Origin of the sequence: Exiguobacterium sp. s36, assembly GCF_018618345.1 — a bacterium.
Lineage (GTDB): Bacteria > Bacillota > Bacilli > Exiguobacteriales > Exiguobacteriaceae > Exiguobacterium > Exiguobacterium chiriqhucha.
The window spans coordinates 1,007,204-1,023,767 of sequence record NZ_JACSLW010000001.1; the positions used below are offsets into that span (position 1 = coordinate 1,007,204).

17 protein-coding genes are annotated in these 16,564 nt (G+C 53.4%); 5 read left to right on the forward strand and 12 right to left on the reverse strand.

Features of this window, described 5'->3' with window-relative positions; genetic code table 11:
• Positions 1-86 precede the first annotated feature (86 nt).
• Positions 87-1,796 (reverse strand): glycoside hydrolase family 13 protein, encoded by a 1,710-nt coding sequence (locus KNP95_RS05030; protein ID WP_021066079.1) that lies wholly within the window; start codon positions 1,794-1,796, stop codon positions 87-89.
• Between the two features lie 213 nt (positions 1,797-2,009).
• On the opposite strand from KNP95_RS05030, the gene KNP95_RS05035 reads away from it, so the two are divergent.
• Positions 2,010-2,474 carry a GNAT family N-acetyltransferase gene (locus KNP95_RS05035; protein WP_029594645.1) on the forward strand — a complete coding sequence of 155 codons (465 nt, stop codon included), beginning with the start codon at positions 2,010-2,012 and terminating at the stop codon, positions 2,472-2,474.
• Positions 2,475-2,521: 47 nt separating this feature from the next.
• Entirely contained in the window at positions 2,522-3,286 is a 765-nt protein-coding gene (locus tag KNP95_RS05040) for a MerR family transcriptional regulator (RefSeq protein WP_214835822.1), read from the forward strand.
• A gap of 26 nt (positions 3,287-3,312) precedes the next feature.
• On the opposite strand, the gene KNP95_RS05045 is transcribed toward KNP95_RS05040, so the two are convergent.
• From KNP95_RS05045 to KNP95_RS05065, 5 genes are all read right to left on the reverse strand, one after another.
• Complete coding sequence (locus KNP95_RS05045; protein WP_214835825.1) at positions 3,313-3,966, reverse strand: hypothetical protein; 654 nt, start codon at positions 3,964-3,966, stop codon at positions 3,313-3,315.
• Between the two features lie 89 nt (positions 3,967-4,055).
• Positions 4,056-4,640, reverse strand: coding sequence for a hypothetical protein (locus KNP95_RS05050; RefSeq protein WP_021066075.1), 585 nt, complete (start codon positions 4,638-4,640; stop codon positions 4,056-4,058).
• A 12-nt stretch (positions 4,641-4,652) separates the two neighbouring features.
• Positions 4,653-5,795, reverse strand: coding sequence for a DegT/DnrJ/EryC1/StrS family aminotransferase (locus KNP95_RS05055; RefSeq protein WP_021066074.1), 1,143 nt, complete (start codon positions 5,793-5,795; stop codon positions 4,653-4,655).
• Positions 5,792-6,637, reverse strand: coding sequence for an NAD-dependent epimerase/dehydratase family protein (locus KNP95_RS05060; RefSeq protein WP_021066073.1), 846 nt, complete (start codon positions 6,635-6,637; stop codon positions 5,792-5,794). The genes KNP95_RS05055 and KNP95_RS05060 overlap by 4 nt, the downstream gene beginning before the upstream one ends.
• Positions 6,638-6,666: 29 nt before the next feature.
• Positions 6,667-8,586, reverse strand: a complete 1,920-nt coding sequence (locus tag KNP95_RS05065; protein WP_214835828.1) for a polysaccharide biosynthesis protein — start codon at positions 8,584-8,586, stop codon at positions 6,667-6,669.
• Positions 8,587-9,006: 420 nt separating this feature from the next.
• On the opposite strand from KNP95_RS05065, the gene KNP95_RS05070 reads away from it, so the two are divergent.
• Positions 9,007-9,759 carry a homing endonuclease associated repeat-containing protein gene (locus KNP95_RS05070; RefSeq protein WP_021066071.1) on the forward strand — a complete coding sequence of 251 codons (753 nt, stop codon included), beginning with the start codon at positions 9,007-9,009 and terminating at the stop codon, positions 9,757-9,759.
• Positions 9,760-9,798: 39 nt separating this feature from the next.
• On the opposite strand, the gene KNP95_RS05075 is transcribed toward KNP95_RS05070, so the two are convergent.
• From KNP95_RS05075 to speE, 4 genes are all read right to left on the reverse strand, one after another.
• Positions 9,799-10,749: a sodium-dependent bicarbonate transport family permease gene (locus KNP95_RS05075; protein ID WP_029594638.1), complete on the reverse strand. Its 951-nt coding sequence runs from the start codon at positions 10,747-10,749 to the stop codon at positions 9,799-9,801.
• A 192-nt stretch (positions 10,750-10,941) separates the two neighbouring features.
• The gene (locus tag KNP95_RS05080) at positions 10,942-11,310 is read right to left on the reverse strand and encodes a Na-translocating system protein MpsC family protein (RefSeq protein WP_021066069.1); all 369 of its coding nucleotides are present in this window, start codon (positions 11,308-11,310) and stop codon (positions 10,942-10,944) included.
• A 2-nt stretch (positions 11,311-11,312) separates the two neighbouring features.
• A complete protein-coding gene (gene speB, locus KNP95_RS05085) occupies positions 11,313-12,194 on the reverse strand; it encodes an agmatinase (RefSeq protein WP_021066068.1) in 882 nt (293 codons plus the stop codon).
• On the reverse strand, positions 12,191-13,030 hold the full coding sequence (gene speE / locus KNP95_RS05090) for a polyamine aminopropyltransferase (protein WP_029594637.1): 840 nt from the start codon (positions 13,028-13,030) through the stop codon (positions 12,191-12,193). The genes speB and speE overlap by 4 nt, the downstream gene beginning before the upstream one ends.
• Positions 13,031-13,235: 205 nt before the next feature.
• Between speE and KNP95_RS05095 the strand changes: the two genes are divergently transcribed.
• Entirely contained in the window at positions 13,236-14,156 is a 921-nt protein-coding gene (locus KNP95_RS05095; RefSeq protein ID WP_251138465.1) for an EAL domain-containing protein, read from the forward strand.
• Positions 14,157-14,195: 39 nt separating this feature from the next.
• On the opposite strand, the gene KNP95_RS05100 is transcribed toward KNP95_RS05095, so the two are convergent.
• Positions 14,196-14,333, reverse strand: a complete 138-nt coding sequence (locus KNP95_RS05100) for a hypothetical protein (protein WP_214719266.1) — start codon at positions 14,331-14,333, stop codon at positions 14,196-14,198.
• A 138-nt stretch (positions 14,334-14,471) separates the two neighbouring features.
• Between KNP95_RS05100 and cls the strand changes: the two genes are divergently transcribed.
• Positions 14,472-15,995 (forward strand): cardiolipin synthase, encoded by a 1,524-nt coding sequence (cls, locus tag KNP95_RS05105; protein WP_353048977.1) that lies wholly within the window; start codon positions 14,472-14,474, stop codon positions 15,993-15,995.
• Here cls and KNP95_RS05110 read toward each other — a convergent pair.
• The gene (locus KNP95_RS05110) at positions 15,971-16,504 is read right to left on the reverse strand and encodes a TVP38/TMEM64 family protein (RefSeq protein WP_214835834.1); all 534 of its coding nucleotides are present in this window, start codon (positions 16,502-16,504) and stop codon (positions 15,971-15,973) included. The genes cls and KNP95_RS05110 overlap by 25 nt on opposite strands.
• Positions 16,505-16,564 lie beyond the last annotated feature (60 nt).

Below are 16,564 nucleotides of genomic sequence, written 5' to 3' on the forward strand. Positions count from 1 at the left end.
TCCTCGTCTTGTCTATATATGAATTCGTGCTCTCTCGTCATTTCCCTGTACGCAAAAAAAAAGACAGGGAATGTCCCTGTCTTCGATTAACTCATTTTATAGACGCGCCCCTCGAACGGCTTCAAGTGGACGAGTGTCGTATCATCATGCGGCTCGAGCGGCATGTTTTGCAAGACGACGTCTTCCGAGCGAAGCGTGAGCTCCGTCGCAAAGATGGCTTCTTTGCCCGTCAAGTTCGTCATGACGAGGTATTGCGAGTCACCGAGCGTGCGCGTGTACGCGTAAATCTCCGGGTGCTCCGGCAAGACGATGTCATACGTCCCGTAAACGAACGTCTCGTCTTGCTTGCGAAGACGAATCATCTCTTTATAGAAGTTGAGAATCGAGTCGTCGTCTTCGAGCTGGGCGTCGACGTTGATGTCCGTGTAGTTCGGGTTGATGCCGAACCAAGGCGTCTCGGCGAACGTGAAGCCCGCGTTCGGGGCATCGCTCCACTGCATCGGTGTGCGCGTGTTATCACGTGACGAGTTCCACGTGATGTCCATCATCTCCTCATGGCTCTTGCCATGTTCGAGACCGATGTAATAGCGGTTGCGTGTCGCGATATCGTCGTACTGGTCGATCGAGTCGAACTTCACGTTCGTCATGCCGATCTCTTGGCCTTGATAGATGAACGGCGTCCCTTGCATGAGGAAATACATCATCGCAATCGATTTCGCGCTCTCTTTCCAATAGCGCTCGTCATCACCCCATGACGACACGGTCCGTGTCTGATCGTGGTTCTCGACATAGAGGGCGTTCCAGCCGTCTTCTTCGAGACCTTTTTGCCATTTCGTCAGGACGTTCTTCAAGTGGACGACGTCGAGCTTCGACTCGGCGTCTTCACGCCAGAGACCCATGTGTTCGAATTGGAACACCATGTTCATCTTGCCTTCCTTCTCGCCGACCCAAAGGTGGGCGTCGTCAGGCGACACGCCGTTCGCTTCCCCGACCGTCATGATGTCGTGCTTGTTGAACGTCTCGTCGCGAAGCTCTTCCAAATAACCGTGAATCCCATCGACGTTCATGTGCATCTCGAACGATGGCACGAAGTCGAGGCCTTCTGGGTTCGGCAAATCGCCGAACGATGGATGTTTGCGGATGTGGCTGATTGCATCGACACGGAAGCCGTCGATGCCTTTGTCGAGCCACCAGTTGATCATGTTATAGATCGTCTGGCGCATCTCGGCGTTCTCCCAGTTCAGGTCCGGTTGTTTCTTCGAGAAGACGTGCAAGAAGTATTGCTCCGTCGTCTCATCGAACTCCCAGGCCGACCCGCCAAAGATTGACTCCCAGTTGTTCGGTTTCGAGCCGTCGGGTTTGCCGTCACGCCAAATGTACCAGTCACGTTTCGGGTTATCTTTCGAGCTCTTCGATTCGATGAACCATGGGTGCTCGTCCGACGTATGGTTGACAACGAGGTCGAGCAACAGCTTCATGCCGCGTGCATGGACTTCCGTCAACAGTCGATCGAAGTCTTCCATCGATCCGAACTCGTCCATGATGTCCTGATAGTCGCTAATGTCATAGCCGTTGTCATCATTCGGCGACTTATACATCGGACAAATCCAGATGACGTCGACGCCGAGGTCTTTCAAATAGTCGAGCTTATCGATGATGCCTTGGATGTCGCCGATTCCATCGCCGTTCGCATCGTAGAAGCTGCGCGGGTAGATTTGATAAGCGACGGCTTCTTTCCACCAGTTTCGTTTCAGTGTTTTCGTTTGTGTGTGTTGGTCACGTTGTAAAAGTTGCATGTCTCAATGATACTCCCTTATCCCTAAACTCACTGCGCATCCTATATACTAATATCAGTGCTGTTGTCTTTATATTGCATTAGCGCAATCGTTTGCACGATGCACTACGTTTATCTTAACAAAAATTCGAAATCAATACAAAGAGTGTTTCAACAGCTTACTCACCGTGTACCCTACACGAATTTGAAATGAAATGAAAGTGAGGCGACTTATATGATTCGTTTGGCCACACAGGCCGATCTTTCGGCAATCGATCAACTAATTTTACAGAAAGCCCAAGCTTTTCAGGCAGCCGGAAAAACGCAATGGGTGAAATATTTGGAACCGAGCCGGACCGATTTTGTGACTCATGACGTCACGAACGGGACCGTGTATGTATATGAAACAAATGGAACCATCACCGGGTCGGTCAGTTTGATTCCGCCGACGGCTTGGGATGAGAATTTATGGGACGATTCCCGGGGGGCCGTCTATTTACATCGGCTCGTCGTCGACGACCGAATGAAAGGCCAACAAATCGGCGAACAGCTGATGCGTCATGCGCTCGCAGCAACGTCGGACCGGATTCGCCTCGACTGCGTCGCCACGAACTCTTTTTTGAACGCCTATTATCCCCGCTTCGGCTTCCGGTACATCGGCGAACGGGATGGTTTTTCTTTGTTTGAAAAAGAGGCTTGACCTTGACGCGACGTCAACGTGTACGCTGAATCCAAGGAGGTGAGGACATGTATACGATTCAACAGCTCGCCACACTCGCTGGCACGACCACACGGACGCTACGGCACTATGATGCGGTCGGTCTGCTTGTTGCCGAGCGTGACGCCAACGGGTATCGCCGTTACTCGTCACAGGACGCCGAGCGGTTGCAGACGATTCTGCTATATCGCTCGCTCGACTTTCCACTCGAGACGATTCAGACGTTGCTCGAAGCCGAACCGTTCGATCGGACTCGTGCCCTCGAGGAGCAGGTGACCGCGCTGCGCGCAAAGGCCGCCTATTTCGCGACACTCGCCGAGACGACGGAATCGACGCTCACCTCACTGAGAGGAGGAATTCCAATGGAAGACAAATCATTGTTCAACGGCCTATCGTTTGACGAACTGAAAGCCCACGAAGCGAAACACGAGTCCGAGGTCGTGGAGCGCTGGGGCGAGAGTGAGGCGTACAAGACGTCACGTGCGCGCGCCGACAAGCGCTCGAAAGAAGACTGGGAAGCCCTCAGTCAACAGCAAGTCGATCTCGTCAAACCGCTCGTCGACTTGTTCACGGCCGGTGTCCTGGCCGAAGACCCGCGTGTCCAAGCGGCCGTCCAGGCGAACCACGCCTTCATCAACAATCAGTTCTATGACTGCTCGCTCGACATGTTCAGCGGACTCGGACAGATGTACGTCATGGACGAGCGTTTCACCGCATTCTATGACAAGTACGCCCCAGGACTTGCCGTCTACTATAACGACGCCATCCAACACTATTGCATCACCCAAAGCTAAACGGCCAAAGCATCGCGCTTTGGCCGTTATTTCGCCGTTCGGCGGTCATAGACATCTTCCTTTAACAGCAACTCGATTTGCCGTCTTAACAGGGGCAATACGGTCGTGAGCTGTAAATACGGGTACGTGGCAAAATTATCCGTCCCGCCGATATAGAGCACGGCCCGGTCGACCACGGACCAGCCCCGCTCGGTCCACTGTTCGATTCGTGCCTCACAGACGTCCGGTTTGGCCCGGAACGCCCAGTATGCCTCAATCTGCCCTTCGGCGATCGTCGGTTTGACCGTCAGCACCGGACAGTCGAATCGGGCGAGGACACTCGGGTCGATCGGTCCCGTCTCATGGGTGACGATCAGTTGTGGATCGAGACGATCGAGCCACATCGTCGTCTTCGCATCGTTTAACGAAGTGACCCGCAGGATGTGATGGAACGGAATCGGCTCGTCATTCAACGGATAGCGACCTTTCAATTCTCGAATCCGGGCCCGGCTGGATACGCGCATGAGAGGCGCCATCGACCGGACATAAGCGTGTGTCAGCCAATGGTTGAGCGATTCGGGTCGATGCTCGCTCGGACCATCTTCTCGAATCACATGGGTCACCCCTAGATTGCGAATCGCCTGATAGACGTAGGCGGATGTGCGATGTTCCCCGACAAGTAACACGATTGGTCGGCCCATGGCGTTTCCCTCCTTCCAAGATGTCGCAGTTCAATTTAAAATCTAACGAGCTGACAAATGTTCCGTTCATCGCGATTTCTGTTCAACGTTCACTTCTTTCCATCACACGACTCACGAAGCTCCAATTCGGCGAGTGCCCGTTTCCAAGAACCATACCGCCGCGATATTTTTGCGACACTCGGTCGTTTATGTTGTTTGGCCCATTTCTGATACGTGACGGCGTTGAATGGGACCACGACCCGGCTTGCTTCGAGTAACGATTGGACGATTTCTGCTTTTTCACGTTCTGGTTGGACGGTAAAATGGAGTTCTTCTAAACGCTCGACCGTTTTCACGGCCAGACTCCAAGACCCGAAGTGGGAAATAATATCACCTAGGGAAGGGGCGACTTGACCTTTGGCCCACTGTTGATAGTGGGTGCTCGTCAATCTCCCTTCCTGTTCAAGTGCGAGCCGAAGCGCTGCGATGAGTTCTTGTTGGGTATACTGTTTGCGGGATTCGACGAGACCGGCCGCTTTTAACGCACCGGTCCATGACCCGTAAAAATTGAGAACGTCGAGGAACGTCGGGACGTCTCGGTCTCGGCTCCAGAGCTGATATTGTTTGACAGTGAGGGTCGGAGTCAGAGATGCAGCGGCTCGAAGCGACTGGATAATCTCTGCTTCCCGGTTCATCGTTCGTCCTCCTCAGACACTTTGTTCGGTCACGATTGTACGAGTATCGAGTACCGTCTGGATGACTTGCTGTTGTTCTCCGAGCGTCAAATCAGATCCCGACGGAAGACAGATGCCGTTTTCGAAGAGTCGGCGACTGACGTCTTCTCCGTCGACCGACACGTATTCCGCATCGCGGTAAACGGGCTGTAAGTGCATCGGCTTCCAGACGGGACGCGATTCAATCCCGGCCGTGGCGAGCCGCTGCATCAACGTGTCACGATGCAATTCGGTTTGGTCCAATTGCATGGCCGTGAGCCAACGGTTGGCCCGTGAATATGGGACCTCTTGTTGATACGTCGTCCCAAGTTGCCGGAACATGCGCTCGTAGCGGGAAAAGACGCGACGTCTCGCTTGGACGCGCTGTTCAATCACTTCGAGCTGTCCCCGACCAATGCCGGCCGAGACATTGCTCAATCGATAGTTGTACCCGACTTGTTCATGCTCATAATGCGGCGCGTCTTCCCGGGCTTGCGTGGCCAACTTGAGCGCTAACTGTTTCGTTTCCGCATTCGGCACCATGAGCATGCCGCCGCCTGAGGTCGTGATGATTTTATTGCCGTTGAACGAATAGAAGCCGATGTCGCCGATCGTGCCCGTCATCTGCCCGTGCCATGTCGAACCAAGTGATTCGGCCGCATCTTCAATCAACGGGACACCATACTCGCGGCAAATGTGGCGAATCTCACCTATTTTCGCGACGACGCCATAGAGATGCACGACGATGACTGCTTTCGGAAGTTTCCCTTTCGTCGCCGCCTGGACGAACGCTTTCCGGAGCGCGTCCGGTGACATGTTCCACGTCGTCGTTTCCGAATCGATAAAGACCGGGATCGCCCCGACATAACGGATCGGGTTGACCGATGCCACGAACGTGAGCGATTGACAGAAGACTGTGTCATTTGTCCCGACACCGATAGTAAGTAGTGCTAAATGGAGGGCGGCCGTGCCCGAACTTGTCGCCAAGGCGTGAGGATGGTCCGCATATGCAGCCACTTCCGCTTCAAACGCATTGACGTTCGGGCCGAGCGGCGCAATCCAATTGCTTGCGAACGCCTCTTCGATATAAGCCATCTCACGTCCGGACATATGCGGCTTTGATAATAAGATGTTCATTTGATGCCCTCCTTCATCATGTTTTTATACGAGATATACCAGTCGACGACTTGCTCGAGCCCTTCAAATAGCGATGTACTCGGGCTGAAACCGACTAAGGTATCGAGCGTCGGAATGTTCGACTGCCGGAGCACGGATGTTCGCATCGGCAACGACGTCTTGGCTGATTTGTTGAGGATGTGCCCGATATCGGACAGTAACGTTTGAACGGTCACGTAGTCCGAGGCTGGAATTTGAAAGTAGCCGACGGGCGACAGTCCCGTTTGAACCAAACGCAATAGCCGAACGACCGACTCGACGACGTCATCGATATAGGAGACGTTGATGATATCCGTCGCATAATAACCGGAAAGACGGACACCGCGGTCGACGGCGACAATCGCTTTGGACACGAGTGTCGAGGAGTCATCCCAAGGTCCGAAGACGTCTTCCGTGAATAAGTGGATGGCGGGGGGATCTTCTTCACTCACTTCCTTTACCGGGAGGTCGAACGTGATGAACGACTCGAGCGGGACACGTGTCGTATGCAGCGCGATGTATCGCTTCATCAACTCGTATCGTTCGAGCGGGTCGTCGACGGTACGGGTCGAACACAAGATGATGTGGCGTGGTTCATGTCGCTTCAAGATGCTGCGCATGACCGTCTTGTTCGCGAGTGTCGTACGAATCAACTGAAACTGTGGGTGCGTCAGGACGTAGAGACGTTGTTTGGCAATTCTCGTCTTGTGCCGCCCCTCATCGTCGATTCCGACGACGTCAAACCCTTCCTGTAACAGTCGACGTGCCAGATGGAATCCTTGAAAGCTGGCGACGCCGACGATGAGCACTGTTTGATCGACCATCGTTCTTTCCTCCTCGCTCGTAGTGGCGTTCAATTCCCATCAGCGAGACGTGACCCGGCGATATGAGGACGCATTCGTTTCACCCCGTGTGTGAAAATCCGTTCGACGTCTCGGTCGAGGTCGTCGCTGTTGGCGATGAACAGCAACAGATACATCAACGCGTCACGGTCATCACGGAACGTTTCAATCAAATGCAAGACGGAGGAGACGGTCTTGAACGGCCGGGTCCGACCGACAAAGATTTTTGGGAAGACGTTCGCTTCCGGACCGAGCTCACTTTCGTCCAGCAGTTCTTCGTATAACTTCTCACCAGGACGAATCCCGGTGACCTCGATTCCAATCTGGTCGGTCGTGAAACCGCTCAACTCGATCATTTTCTTCGCCAAATCGATGATTTTGACCGGAGCACCCATATCGAGCACGAACACTTCACCACCTCGCGATAAGACGCTCGCTTGAATGACGAGACGACTCGCTTCCGGGATGGTCATGAAGTAACGGGTCATCTCGGGATCGGTGACGGTGACCGGACCTCCGCGTAGAATTTGTTCTTTAAACAGCGGGACGACCGAGCCACGGCTGCCGAGGACGTTACCGAAGCGGACGACCGCAAAAATCGTATCACTGGAACGAGCTTTCTCTTGGACGACCATTTCGGCGATTCGTTTCGTCGAACCCATCACGTTCGTCGGATTGACCGCCTTGTCCGTCGAGATCATGATGAAGCGATTCACTTTGTGACGGGCCGCGACGTCGACCATATGTTTCGTCCCGTAAATGTTGTTTTTAACGGCTTCGAGCGGATTGTCTTCCATGAGCGGAACGTGTTTGTGGGCGGCGGCGTGATAGACGATGTCCGGTTTATACATCCGGAACACTTCTTCAAGCCGGGCCTCATCCTGCACATCACCGATGACGGGATAAAGCACCGTGTCCGTCCCGAGTTCGCGCAGCTCTCGTTCAATCAAGTAAATACTGTTCTCGCCGTGACCGAGGAGAATCATTTCAGCCGGGGCAAATTTGATGAGCTGACGGCACAGTTCCGAACCGATTGATCCGCCGGCACCCGTGACGAGTACCGTCGCTCCTTCCACATGACTAGAAATTCCAGATATGTCCAACTGGACCGGTTCTCGGCCTAGCAAGTCTTCGATTTTCACTTCGCGGATTTCACTGATGGAGACCTTCCCGGTCGCGAGCTCCGAGATCATCGGTAACGCATGGGACTCAGCACCCGTCTTCTCAATCCGTTTGAGCAAGGCAAGGCGTCGCGCATAGGACAGGCTTGGGATGGCCAAAATCACGACTTCAATCCCGTGCTCTTGGATGATGCGCTCTAAATCGTCCGTCACCCCGAGCACTGGAACACCGTGCACGTAAAGCGACTGTAGGTGCGGGTTGTCATCGAGTAGACCGACGACGCAGAGGACGGTCGTCCGATGTTCTTTCAACTCACGGACAATCAACTGGCCCGAATCACCAGCCCCGATGATGAGCGCTTTTCGTCCGGGATGATTAGAGTGCGGTTTGAACACATCGAATACGTGGTTGCGGGCCAAGAATCGCGTGAACAAAATCAAGTTGAAGGCGAGCAACCCTTGGACAGCGATGATCATGCCGAGCCCTGCCCCGAAGTGGAACTGGTTGTAGGCGTACAACACCAAGTCACTGCTCAGTAAGGCGATAGCGACTTGTTTCATCTCATGGACCGAGGCGTAACGCCAGTCGATACGATGGATTTTTAACACCGTCCCGACGAGACTGAAACTGATGATTTTGATACCGACCATCATCAACATTTCGCTCGATTCGAGCGCCGCGTACGACGTAATCGTCGAGAACAGCAATTCAAACGTCGCATAGAGCACAAATGAGACGATCAAGATGTCGAGACACAAGAACAGCAAATTCCGTTGATTCTTCCGATACACGTTCACAAGTGTTGCCATGGTAGTTCGCACCTCCAAGAGTCTGAGTTGTTCGTTCGTGGTGTGGGTTGGAATGCGCAAAAGATGCGTCGATGCTAGTAAACTACCCGACTCTTCTCGACAAATTTAAAGATAAAACAAGCTTTTTCTCATGAACGACACGGATGGCAACAAAGGAGTTCACGAAATTATTATCATGATTTCTTTCACATAATGAATAATTGTCGGACAAACGGGAAATGGGAATATACATAACCCGAATTGGGTATCGTTTACATTATTTTGAACTTAGCTAAAACGCCACATAAGGAGGTAGAAATCGATTTCAAGCATTCTTTTTGACTAGCTCGTTGACTCTTCCAACCAATACAAGCTGTTCATTCACACCAAGAGACCTTCCGAGACGCTCGCTGCGTCTCCCTCCAAAGGAGAGACACCAAGATGAAAAAATGGACACGCCCTCAAATCGTACAAGCGTTGCAGTTAGCTGCTCAAGAACATGCCGAGCTCGATTCGAAACGGTACAGCGTTTGGTCGCAAACCAAAAACGTGCCGTCCCTTTCCACCGTCATCCACCAGTTCGGGTCTTGGCGCGAAGCACTCGTCGCCGCCCAAATTCAAATGTCGTTCCATTACTATTCAGACGAGGATATCCTTCGGGCATTGAATCAAGCCGCCGAGGAACTTTCGCTCTTCACGAGCCAAACGTATCGGGAGTGGTCGAAAGTGACACGTTCCCCGTCACTCACGTTAATCAGCAGCCGGTTCGGCTCTTGGTCGAACGCGCTCCGGGAAGCGAAACTTCAGACGACCGCGGCGAAAAATAATGAAGAACGGATTATTCAAGCGTTGATTGAAGCGTCAGAGGAACTCGAGCGTCTCACATCCCAGCACTACGCCATCTGGGCCCAAGAGCGTGGCTATCCAACGGTCGCGACGATTGCGCGGAAGTACGGATCGTGGAGCTACGCCTTGTTCGTCCTCGATATCGCCCCACCGAAGCGGAAATGGGATGAAGAAGACGTCATCGAGGCACTCCGTGTCGCCAGACAAGAGTTGTCCCACTTCAGCATCCTCCATTATCGGAAATGGGCCGAAGGACGCAACGTGCCGAGCACATCGACCATCAACGCCCTATTCGGCAGTTGGACGGCGGCGTTAAAATGTATGGAAGAACAAAAAGTGAATCAATAAAAACAGGCCCGGTCTCAACTCGTGAGAACGGGCCTGTTTTCAGGTGACGATTGAAATGAATAGCGGGATGCCGACGAGCAGATTGAACGGGAACGTGACGGCGAGGGCGAGCGTCAAATAAAACGACGGCTCCGCTTCTGGTACCGACGCCTGGAGCATGGCCGGGGCGGCGATATACGACCCGCTCGCGGCGAGCGTCATGAAGAGAATCGTTCCCCCGTCCGACAGTCCGGCCATCCCGGCCGCGATGTAACCGATGACGGCCCCGACGAGAGGAAACGTCATGCCAATGACTAAAAACTTGAGGCCATAGGACGGCACCGCCTTCAACTGATGACCGACCTTGACGCCCAGGCTGAGCAGGAACAAGAGCAAGACGCCCGGGAACAAGTCGATGAAAAACGGTTCAAGCGCTGATGTATCCGGTGTGACGATTCCGACGACGAGACCGGCCAACAACAGCAGAATGCTCTTCGAAAGCAGACTGTCGCGGATGACCGTGAGCGATTGAGTCGGGGCCGCCGTAATCCCGAGGACACGGCTCTGGTTGTACAAGAGCAGCGCCACGACGAGACCCGGAATCTCGAGCACGACGACGAGCGTCGTCATGAACGGTTCATAGACGATACCAAGACGTTCGAGCTGGGCCGTCGCGGCGACATATGTCACGAGCGAGACCGAGCCGAACGTGGCCGCCATGGCGATCCGTTCCGGGAACGTGAATTTGAGTAGCGAGCCGATTCCAAAGGCGACGAGCGGCAAGATGATGCCGACGACGAGCGTCACTGCCAGTGGGAGCGCTAACTCGTCCATCGACACCGAGGCGAGACCGATTCCCCCTTTCAACCCGATGGCGAGCAGTAAGTACAAGTTGAGCGTGATGCTGAGCGACTCCGGGATTCGTAAATTCGATTTGCCGAGAGCAGCAATCACGCCGGTCACGAACAAGAGCACCGGGGCGCTCGTCAATAAAAACGTCAATAGTTCCATACATTTCCTCCTAGACGACAAAAGCGCACACCAAAGAAAGGTGTGCGCTGCATGCCGACGGCTCGAACACGTTCGCTCCGTCTAGCCGACAACTGTCGGATGTGTAGTTAGTCAGCTCCGGGTCAGGACGAAGGGATGTCTCGCGGACACCACCCATCCTGAACCGTCTCTGCTTCTAGTGTAAAAACGTCGTCACGGCTTGTCAATCCCGTTCTCCCACGGTGCATCGAGTCGAAAGACGATGAGGCGTTCCCCTGTCTTCGTGCTGATGTCCGTATGGAGCGAGACGAGTCGCCGCCCGAGTACGTCGTGCACGATGGCCTCGAGCTGAGGCCGACCGGATTCGACGAGGTTGTTGCGGTACTTCTTCAATTGCTCGCGTCCGGCCGATTTGGCGGCCAGTTCGTACTCGGCCGGGGTCAAGACGCCTTGGAGCGTCACGATCGCCAGGTCGCGGAGCAAATCTGCTTTACACGTCAAGGAACCGCGTCCGAGATACTCTTTCTCCCATTGGGTGATGCGAGCACTCAGCTCCATCTCGAGCTGACCTTTTTTCGGCATCGTTACTTCACGAACCCGATCATCATCTCGCGAAGAATCTTCGCGGCGGCGATGGCCGTCATGTCCGACTGATCGTACGCCGGTGACACTTCGACGAGGTCGGCCCCGATGACGTCGACGTCAGCGTTCGCGATGGCGTGGACCGCTTCAAGCAATTCTTTCGTCGTGATGCCACCGATCTCTTGCGTTCCCGTTCCCGGTGCAGCCGATGGGTCGAGGACGTCGATATCGATCGTGACGTACACTTTCTTCCCGGCGAGCGTCGGCAACACACGTTTGAGCGGTTCGATCACTTCATATTTATACATGTTATAGCCGACTTCTTTGACCCAGTCGAACTCTTCTTTCATCCCAGAACGAATTCCGAACGAGTAGCAGTTCGATGGCCCAATCAAGTTGGCCGCTTTTTTGAGTGGTGTCGAGTGCGACAACGGCTCGCCTTCGTATTCGTCACGGAGGTCCGTGTGCGCATCGAAGTGAAGAATGACGAAATCGTCGCCGTATGCATCATGCATCGCCTTGATGACCGGCCAAGTGACGAGGTGTTCCCCACCCATACCTAGTGGGAACTTGCCTGCTTGAATGACGTCCTTGACGAACGACTCGATCATGTCGAGCGACTTCTGAGCATTCCCGAACGGAAGCGGGATGTCACCAGCGTCATAGACGGCGGCTTCACTCAAATCTCCGTCCAAATACGGGCTGTACTCTTCAAGCCCGATTGAGACTTCACGGATTCGGTTCGGACCGAAACGTGATCCTGGACGGAAACTGACCGTCCAGTCCATCGGCATCCCGTAAAGGACCGTCTTCGCGTCTGCGACTTCTGGCAGGCTCGCGATAAACACTTTGCCTGAATAGGCTTCATCGAAACGTTTAATCATTTCGTCAAGTCCTCCACGAATTTAGGAAGGACGAATGCTGCATTGTGAAGCTTCGGCGTGTAGTACTTCGTCTCGATGTCGTGGAAACGCTCCGGAGCCACTGCTTCCGGGTCATACTGCTTCGAACCGATTGTGAATGTCCACATGCCGCTTGGGTACGTCGGTACGTTCGCTGTGTAGAGCTTCGTGATCGGGAAGATTTCTTTCACGTCACGTTGGACTGTCTGGATGAGCTCTGGCGTGAACCATGGGTTGTCCGTCTGCGCGACGAAGATTCCATCGGCTTTGAGCGCTCTCGAGATTCCGGCGTAGAATCCTTTCGTGAACAAGTTGGCCGCTGGGCCGACTGGTTCTGTCGAGTCGACCATGATGACGTCGTACTCGTTCTCAGACTCGGCGATATGCATGAAGCCGTCGCCGACGATGACTTCAACGCGTGGGTTGTCGAGTTCGCCTGCGATATTTGGTAAGTATTTCTTCGAATATTCAATGACTTTCCCGTCGATGTCGACGAGAACTGCTTTTTCGACTGATGGGTGTTTCATAATCTCACGGATGACGCCGCCGTCTCCACCGCCGACTACGAGCACATGCTTCGGATTCGGGTGCGTGAAGAGTGGGACGTGAGCCACCATCTCGTGATAGACGAATTCGTCCTTATCCGTCGTCATGACCATTCCGTCAAGTAACAACATTGTTCCGAACTCGTCCGTTTCGACCATTTCTAGTCGTTGAAACTCCGTTTGTTCGCTCTCATAAACGTGGTTTACACGGAACGTGATTCCGTAATCTTCTGTCTGGTGCTCCGTAAACCATAATTTTAATTTTTGGTCCATCGATAGAACCCCTTTCTGATTAAAAAGTTGTTCGTATGCGAGTGGCGTTTTGAGGCGCTTCTTATTCATACGATAGGAAGTATACAAAAACTACCCGCAATTTGCACGATTTTTTTATTTATTTGTCCTGCCATGTGAGTTTTATGTGAGTTTTATCCGATAAAGTATAGAGAGAGTACTTTAATCATTCGAAAGGAGGGATCTTATGTGGTCTCCGTGTACTGCCTGCTCTACGAACATCCCATTTTTTGAACGAGGCCTTGTCGTCGTCAACGACACGTTCCATCCGTATGAATCGTTAGATGAATTAACCGCACACCTTTCCACCGTCGAAGAGGACGTCTATTGCGTCGATCAAGTGACGAAACGGCAAACCGCAATCATCTCGGCCAGCAATCTGCTCGAACAGATTGCCAACCGCGATACGATCGAACTCATTCAACACGGTGAATTCGAGAGCCATCTGCAACCAATCGTCCATCTCGATACCGGTGAACGATTCGGTTACGAAGCGTTACTCCGCAGTCGCAATAACGTCTCTCCCGGAGAACTGTTCCGCGCGGCCAACCGTTTCGGCCTGCATTCCAAGCTTGACCAGCGCGCTCGCGCCGAGGCCATTAAAGCGACCTATCATGCCGTCGCCCCGCACGAAAAGACGTTCATCAACTTCTTGCCGTCGACGATTTATAACCCGGACTATTGTCTGCAACACACGTTCGAGATTATCGATCAATACGGGCTCAGTCCCGACCGTTTCATCTTTGAAGTCGTCGAGACGGAAAAAGTACAAGACGTGGCCCACTTGCAGCACGTGTTCTCTACATATAAGAAGCGCGGCATGAAAGTCGCCCTCGACGATGTCGGGGCCGGTTTCTCGACGCTCGATATGTTGAGACGCCTCGAACCGGACTATGTCAAAATCGATCGGTCGTACATCTCGTTTTGCGATCAAGATGCCGAAAAACGGACATTCTTGAAAAATGTACGTCAATTGACCAAATCGATGGACATCACGATTCTGGCTGAAGGCATCGAACGCGCCGAAGAAGTCGACGTCTGTCGTGAACTCGGATTCGACCTCGCCCAAGGCTATTACTTTGGCAAACCGTCCCCGTATTCGCTTTGACGCAATGAAGGCCTAGAGCATCCGCTCTAGGCCGTTTTTTTAATCTTCTTCTTCATCCATATCTTCTTGCATTTCCGTATCTTCATTGTTCATCGGTTCTTCGTCTGCTCCCCCGCAAGCCCCGAGAATGATGCCTGTCGCCAAGAGCGACGCGGCCAATGCACCTTTCTTCTTCATCGCTAACACCCCTTTTACGTTGTGTCGTACAGTTACGATAATTCCCTTCGCCCATATCGTGAAACGTAATTTTAGATTAACAATGTGTAAACGGTGGAATGAATTCAGTGATGACAACTGAACAGAAAGAAGGTGTACGTGTTGAAACGACGCGTCTGGCAACTCCTCACCATGATTGTACTCGCCCTCTTCCTTCTCCTCGCCCTCTATTCTGTGGACGGATTGATCCCATTCCTGATTGGTCTCGCGATCGTGGCGCCGCTCCTCGTCGGCTGGCATATTTTATTCGACCAGGTCCAACCGCAGGCCAAGCTTGCTTGGCTACTCGCCGTCCTGTTCATCCCGTTCCTCGGCGCCCTCGCCTGGGTACTATTCGGACGGACACCGCGACGCCACCGTCGGATCAAACGGACCTCGACCGAGATTCGCATGTTCCGCCAAGCGATTGAAGAGGAGCGCGTCGAGACGTCCAACGACGTATCCGATCGTTATCCGCTCACGCGCACGCTCGAAAAACTCGGGGCGACCGGCGCGGATGGCCACACGTCGACGAAACTACTCGTCAATGGCGAGCAAAAATTCGATGCAGTGATTAAAGATATCGAGCAAGCGACCCACCATATCCACGTCCAGTATTATCTGTTCCGGACTGACGAGATTTCGATGAAAATTCGCGACGCCCTGATTAAGCGCTCCAACGAGAACGTCACCGTCCGCTTCTTATATGACGGGCTCGGCAGTCAGGAAATCAATGAAGACTTCATCGAACCGCTCCGCGAGTCGCGTGTCCACGTCCAAGCATTCGACCCAGTCGTCCATCCGCTCCTCGTGTTTAACGCCAACTTCCGTAACCATCAGAAGTTGATCGTCATCGACGGACGGATCGCTTATACGGGTGGCCTGAACGTCGGAGATGAATATTTGGGCAAACATAAAAAGCTCGGATTTTGGCGCGATACCCATCTGCGTCTCGAAGGGCCGCTCGTCCGGGAACTGCAGCGTCTGTTCGTCGAGAATTGGCTGTATGCGGGTCATGAAGAAGACAAAGAGACGTGGGACTTGTTTGCCGACAGCAAACACTTACCGGAATACTTTATCGATGAGCCGCAACAAGAAAACGGAGCGACGCAACTGCTCGTCACATCTCCTGGGAAAGATGTGACGATTCGAGACGGGCTCATGGCTCTGTTGATGCAGGCGAAGGAATCGATTTGGATGACGACCCCCTACTTGATTCCGCCTCCCGAAATGCTCGCGCTGTTAGAAGTCGCCGGCAAGCGCGGCATCGACGTCCGAATCGTCGTGCCTGGAAAAGGAGACGAATGGTTCAGCTTTCATGCGACCGAGTATTATTTTGAGCAATTGCTCAAACGGAATATCCGGATTTATAAATACAATCGTCATTTCATCCACGCAAAAACCGTCCTCATCGATGGCAAGATTGCGCTCGTCGGGACGGCTAACTTTGATTTTCGGAGCATGTATTTGAACCATGAGATGACCATCGCCCAGTTCGAGACGTCATCCATTCAAGAGTTGCACGAAGCGTTCTTGAACGACTTCGATGAATCAATTCTCGTCGACTGGTCGATGCTACGCAAGAAATCGAACGGCAAACGCTTCGTCGAAGCGTTCTGTCATATCTTCTCGCCGCTTCTCTGAGACAAGCGCCACATGGCGTACAGAACGGCGAGAACGGCGACGAGAACGAGTTGCCATCCGGTCGCCACGGTCAGGACGGCCGTGACGGCAAGCGCCTCAATCAAGAGCGCCGGGACTTTTCCAATCGTGCTCGCTACAGCGAACGAGGGGAGGGACATCTTGCTGAATGCGGCCGACAGCGTGACGAGACCGGACGGCACGAACGGTAACAGCCGGAGCCCGAGGACGAGGAACCAAGCCTCGACCCCCTCGGCCTCACGGAGACGCCGCAGCCGCTTTCCGTCCGGTGACGTGTAGCGATGGAGCGCCTGGCGATACAGGACGAAACTGAGCACGGCGCCGACGGCCTCACCGACGATGGAGACGACGACGCCTGGTCCGAATCCTAGCAATTGAACGTTCAGCGCCGTCAAAAAGGCGCTCGGCAACACGCCCGCGATGGCGATGATGCTGTTTAAGATGATGCTGACCACGACAAACAACGGGATCGGCAGAACTTCCCACTCCATTCATTAAAACCTCACTTCATTTGAAAAGGCTGGCCCGGTATGAACCGGGTCAGCCTTTAG

What these genes read in the sequence shown, in the direction of transcription:
- KNP95_RS05055 (WP_021066074.1), bottom strand. Translation starts at nt 5,795, where the DNA reads ATGAACATCTTATTATCAAAGCCGCATATGTCCGGACGTGAGATGGCT.
- KNP95_RS05060 (WP_021066073.1), bottom strand. Translation starts at nt 6,637, where the DNA reads ATGGTCGATCAAACAGTGCTCATCGTCGGCGTCGCCAGCTTTCAAGGA.
- KNP95_RS05045 (WP_214835825.1), bottom strand. Translation starts at nt 3,966, where the DNA reads ATGGGCCGACCAATCGTGTTACTTGTCGGGGAACATCGCACATCCGCC.
- KNP95_RS05050 (WP_021066075.1), bottom strand. Translation starts at nt 4,640, where the DNA reads ATGAACCGGGAAGCAGAGATTATCCAGTCGCTTCGAGCCGCTGCATCT.
- speE (WP_029594637.1), bottom strand. Translation starts at nt 13,030, where the DNA reads ATGGACCAAAAATTAAAATTATGGTTTACGGAGCACCAGACAGAAGAT.
- KNP95_RS05110 (WP_214835834.1), bottom strand. Translation starts at nt 16,504, where the DNA reads ATGGAGTGGGAAGTTCTGCCGATCCCGTTGTTTGTCGTGGTCAGCATC.
- speB (WP_021066068.1), bottom strand. Translation starts at nt 12,194, where the DNA reads ATGATTAAACGTTTCGATGAAGCCTATTCAGGCAAAGTGTTTATCGCG.
- KNP95_RS05065 (WP_214835828.1), bottom strand. Translation starts at nt 8,586, where the DNA reads ATGGCAACACTTGTGAACGTGTATCGGAAGAATCAACGGAATTTGCTG.
- KNP95_RS05030 (WP_021066079.1), bottom strand. Translation starts at nt 1,796, where the DNA reads ATGCAACTTTTACAACGTGACCAACACACACAAACGAAAACACTGAAA.
- KNP95_RS05095 (WP_251138465.1), top strand. Translation starts at nt 13,236, where the DNA reads ATGTGGTCTCCGTGTACTGCCTGCTCTACGAACATCCCATTTTTTGAA.
- KNP95_RS05070 (WP_021066071.1), top strand. Translation starts at nt 9,007, where the DNA reads ATGAAAAAATGGACACGCCCTCAAATCGTACAAGCGTTGCAGTTAGCT.
- KNP95_RS05100 (WP_214719266.1), bottom strand. Translation starts at nt 14,333, where the DNA reads ATGAAGAAGAAAGGTGCATTGGCCGCGTCGCTCTTGGCGACAGGCATC.
- KNP95_RS05075 (WP_029594638.1), bottom strand. Translation starts at nt 10,749, where the DNA reads ATGGAACTATTGACGTTTTTATTGACGAGCGCCCCGGTGCTCTTGTTC.
- KNP95_RS05080 (WP_021066069.1), bottom strand. Translation starts at nt 11,310, where the DNA reads ATGCCGAAAAAAGGTCAGCTCGAGATGGAGCTGAGTGCTCGCATCACC.
- KNP95_RS05035 (WP_029594645.1), top strand. Translation starts at nt 2,010, where the DNA reads ATGATTCGTTTGGCCACACAGGCCGATCTTTCGGCAATCGATCAACTA.
- KNP95_RS05040 (WP_214835822.1), top strand. Translation starts at nt 2,522, where the DNA reads ATGTATACGATTCAACAGCTCGCCACACTCGCTGGCACGACCACACGG.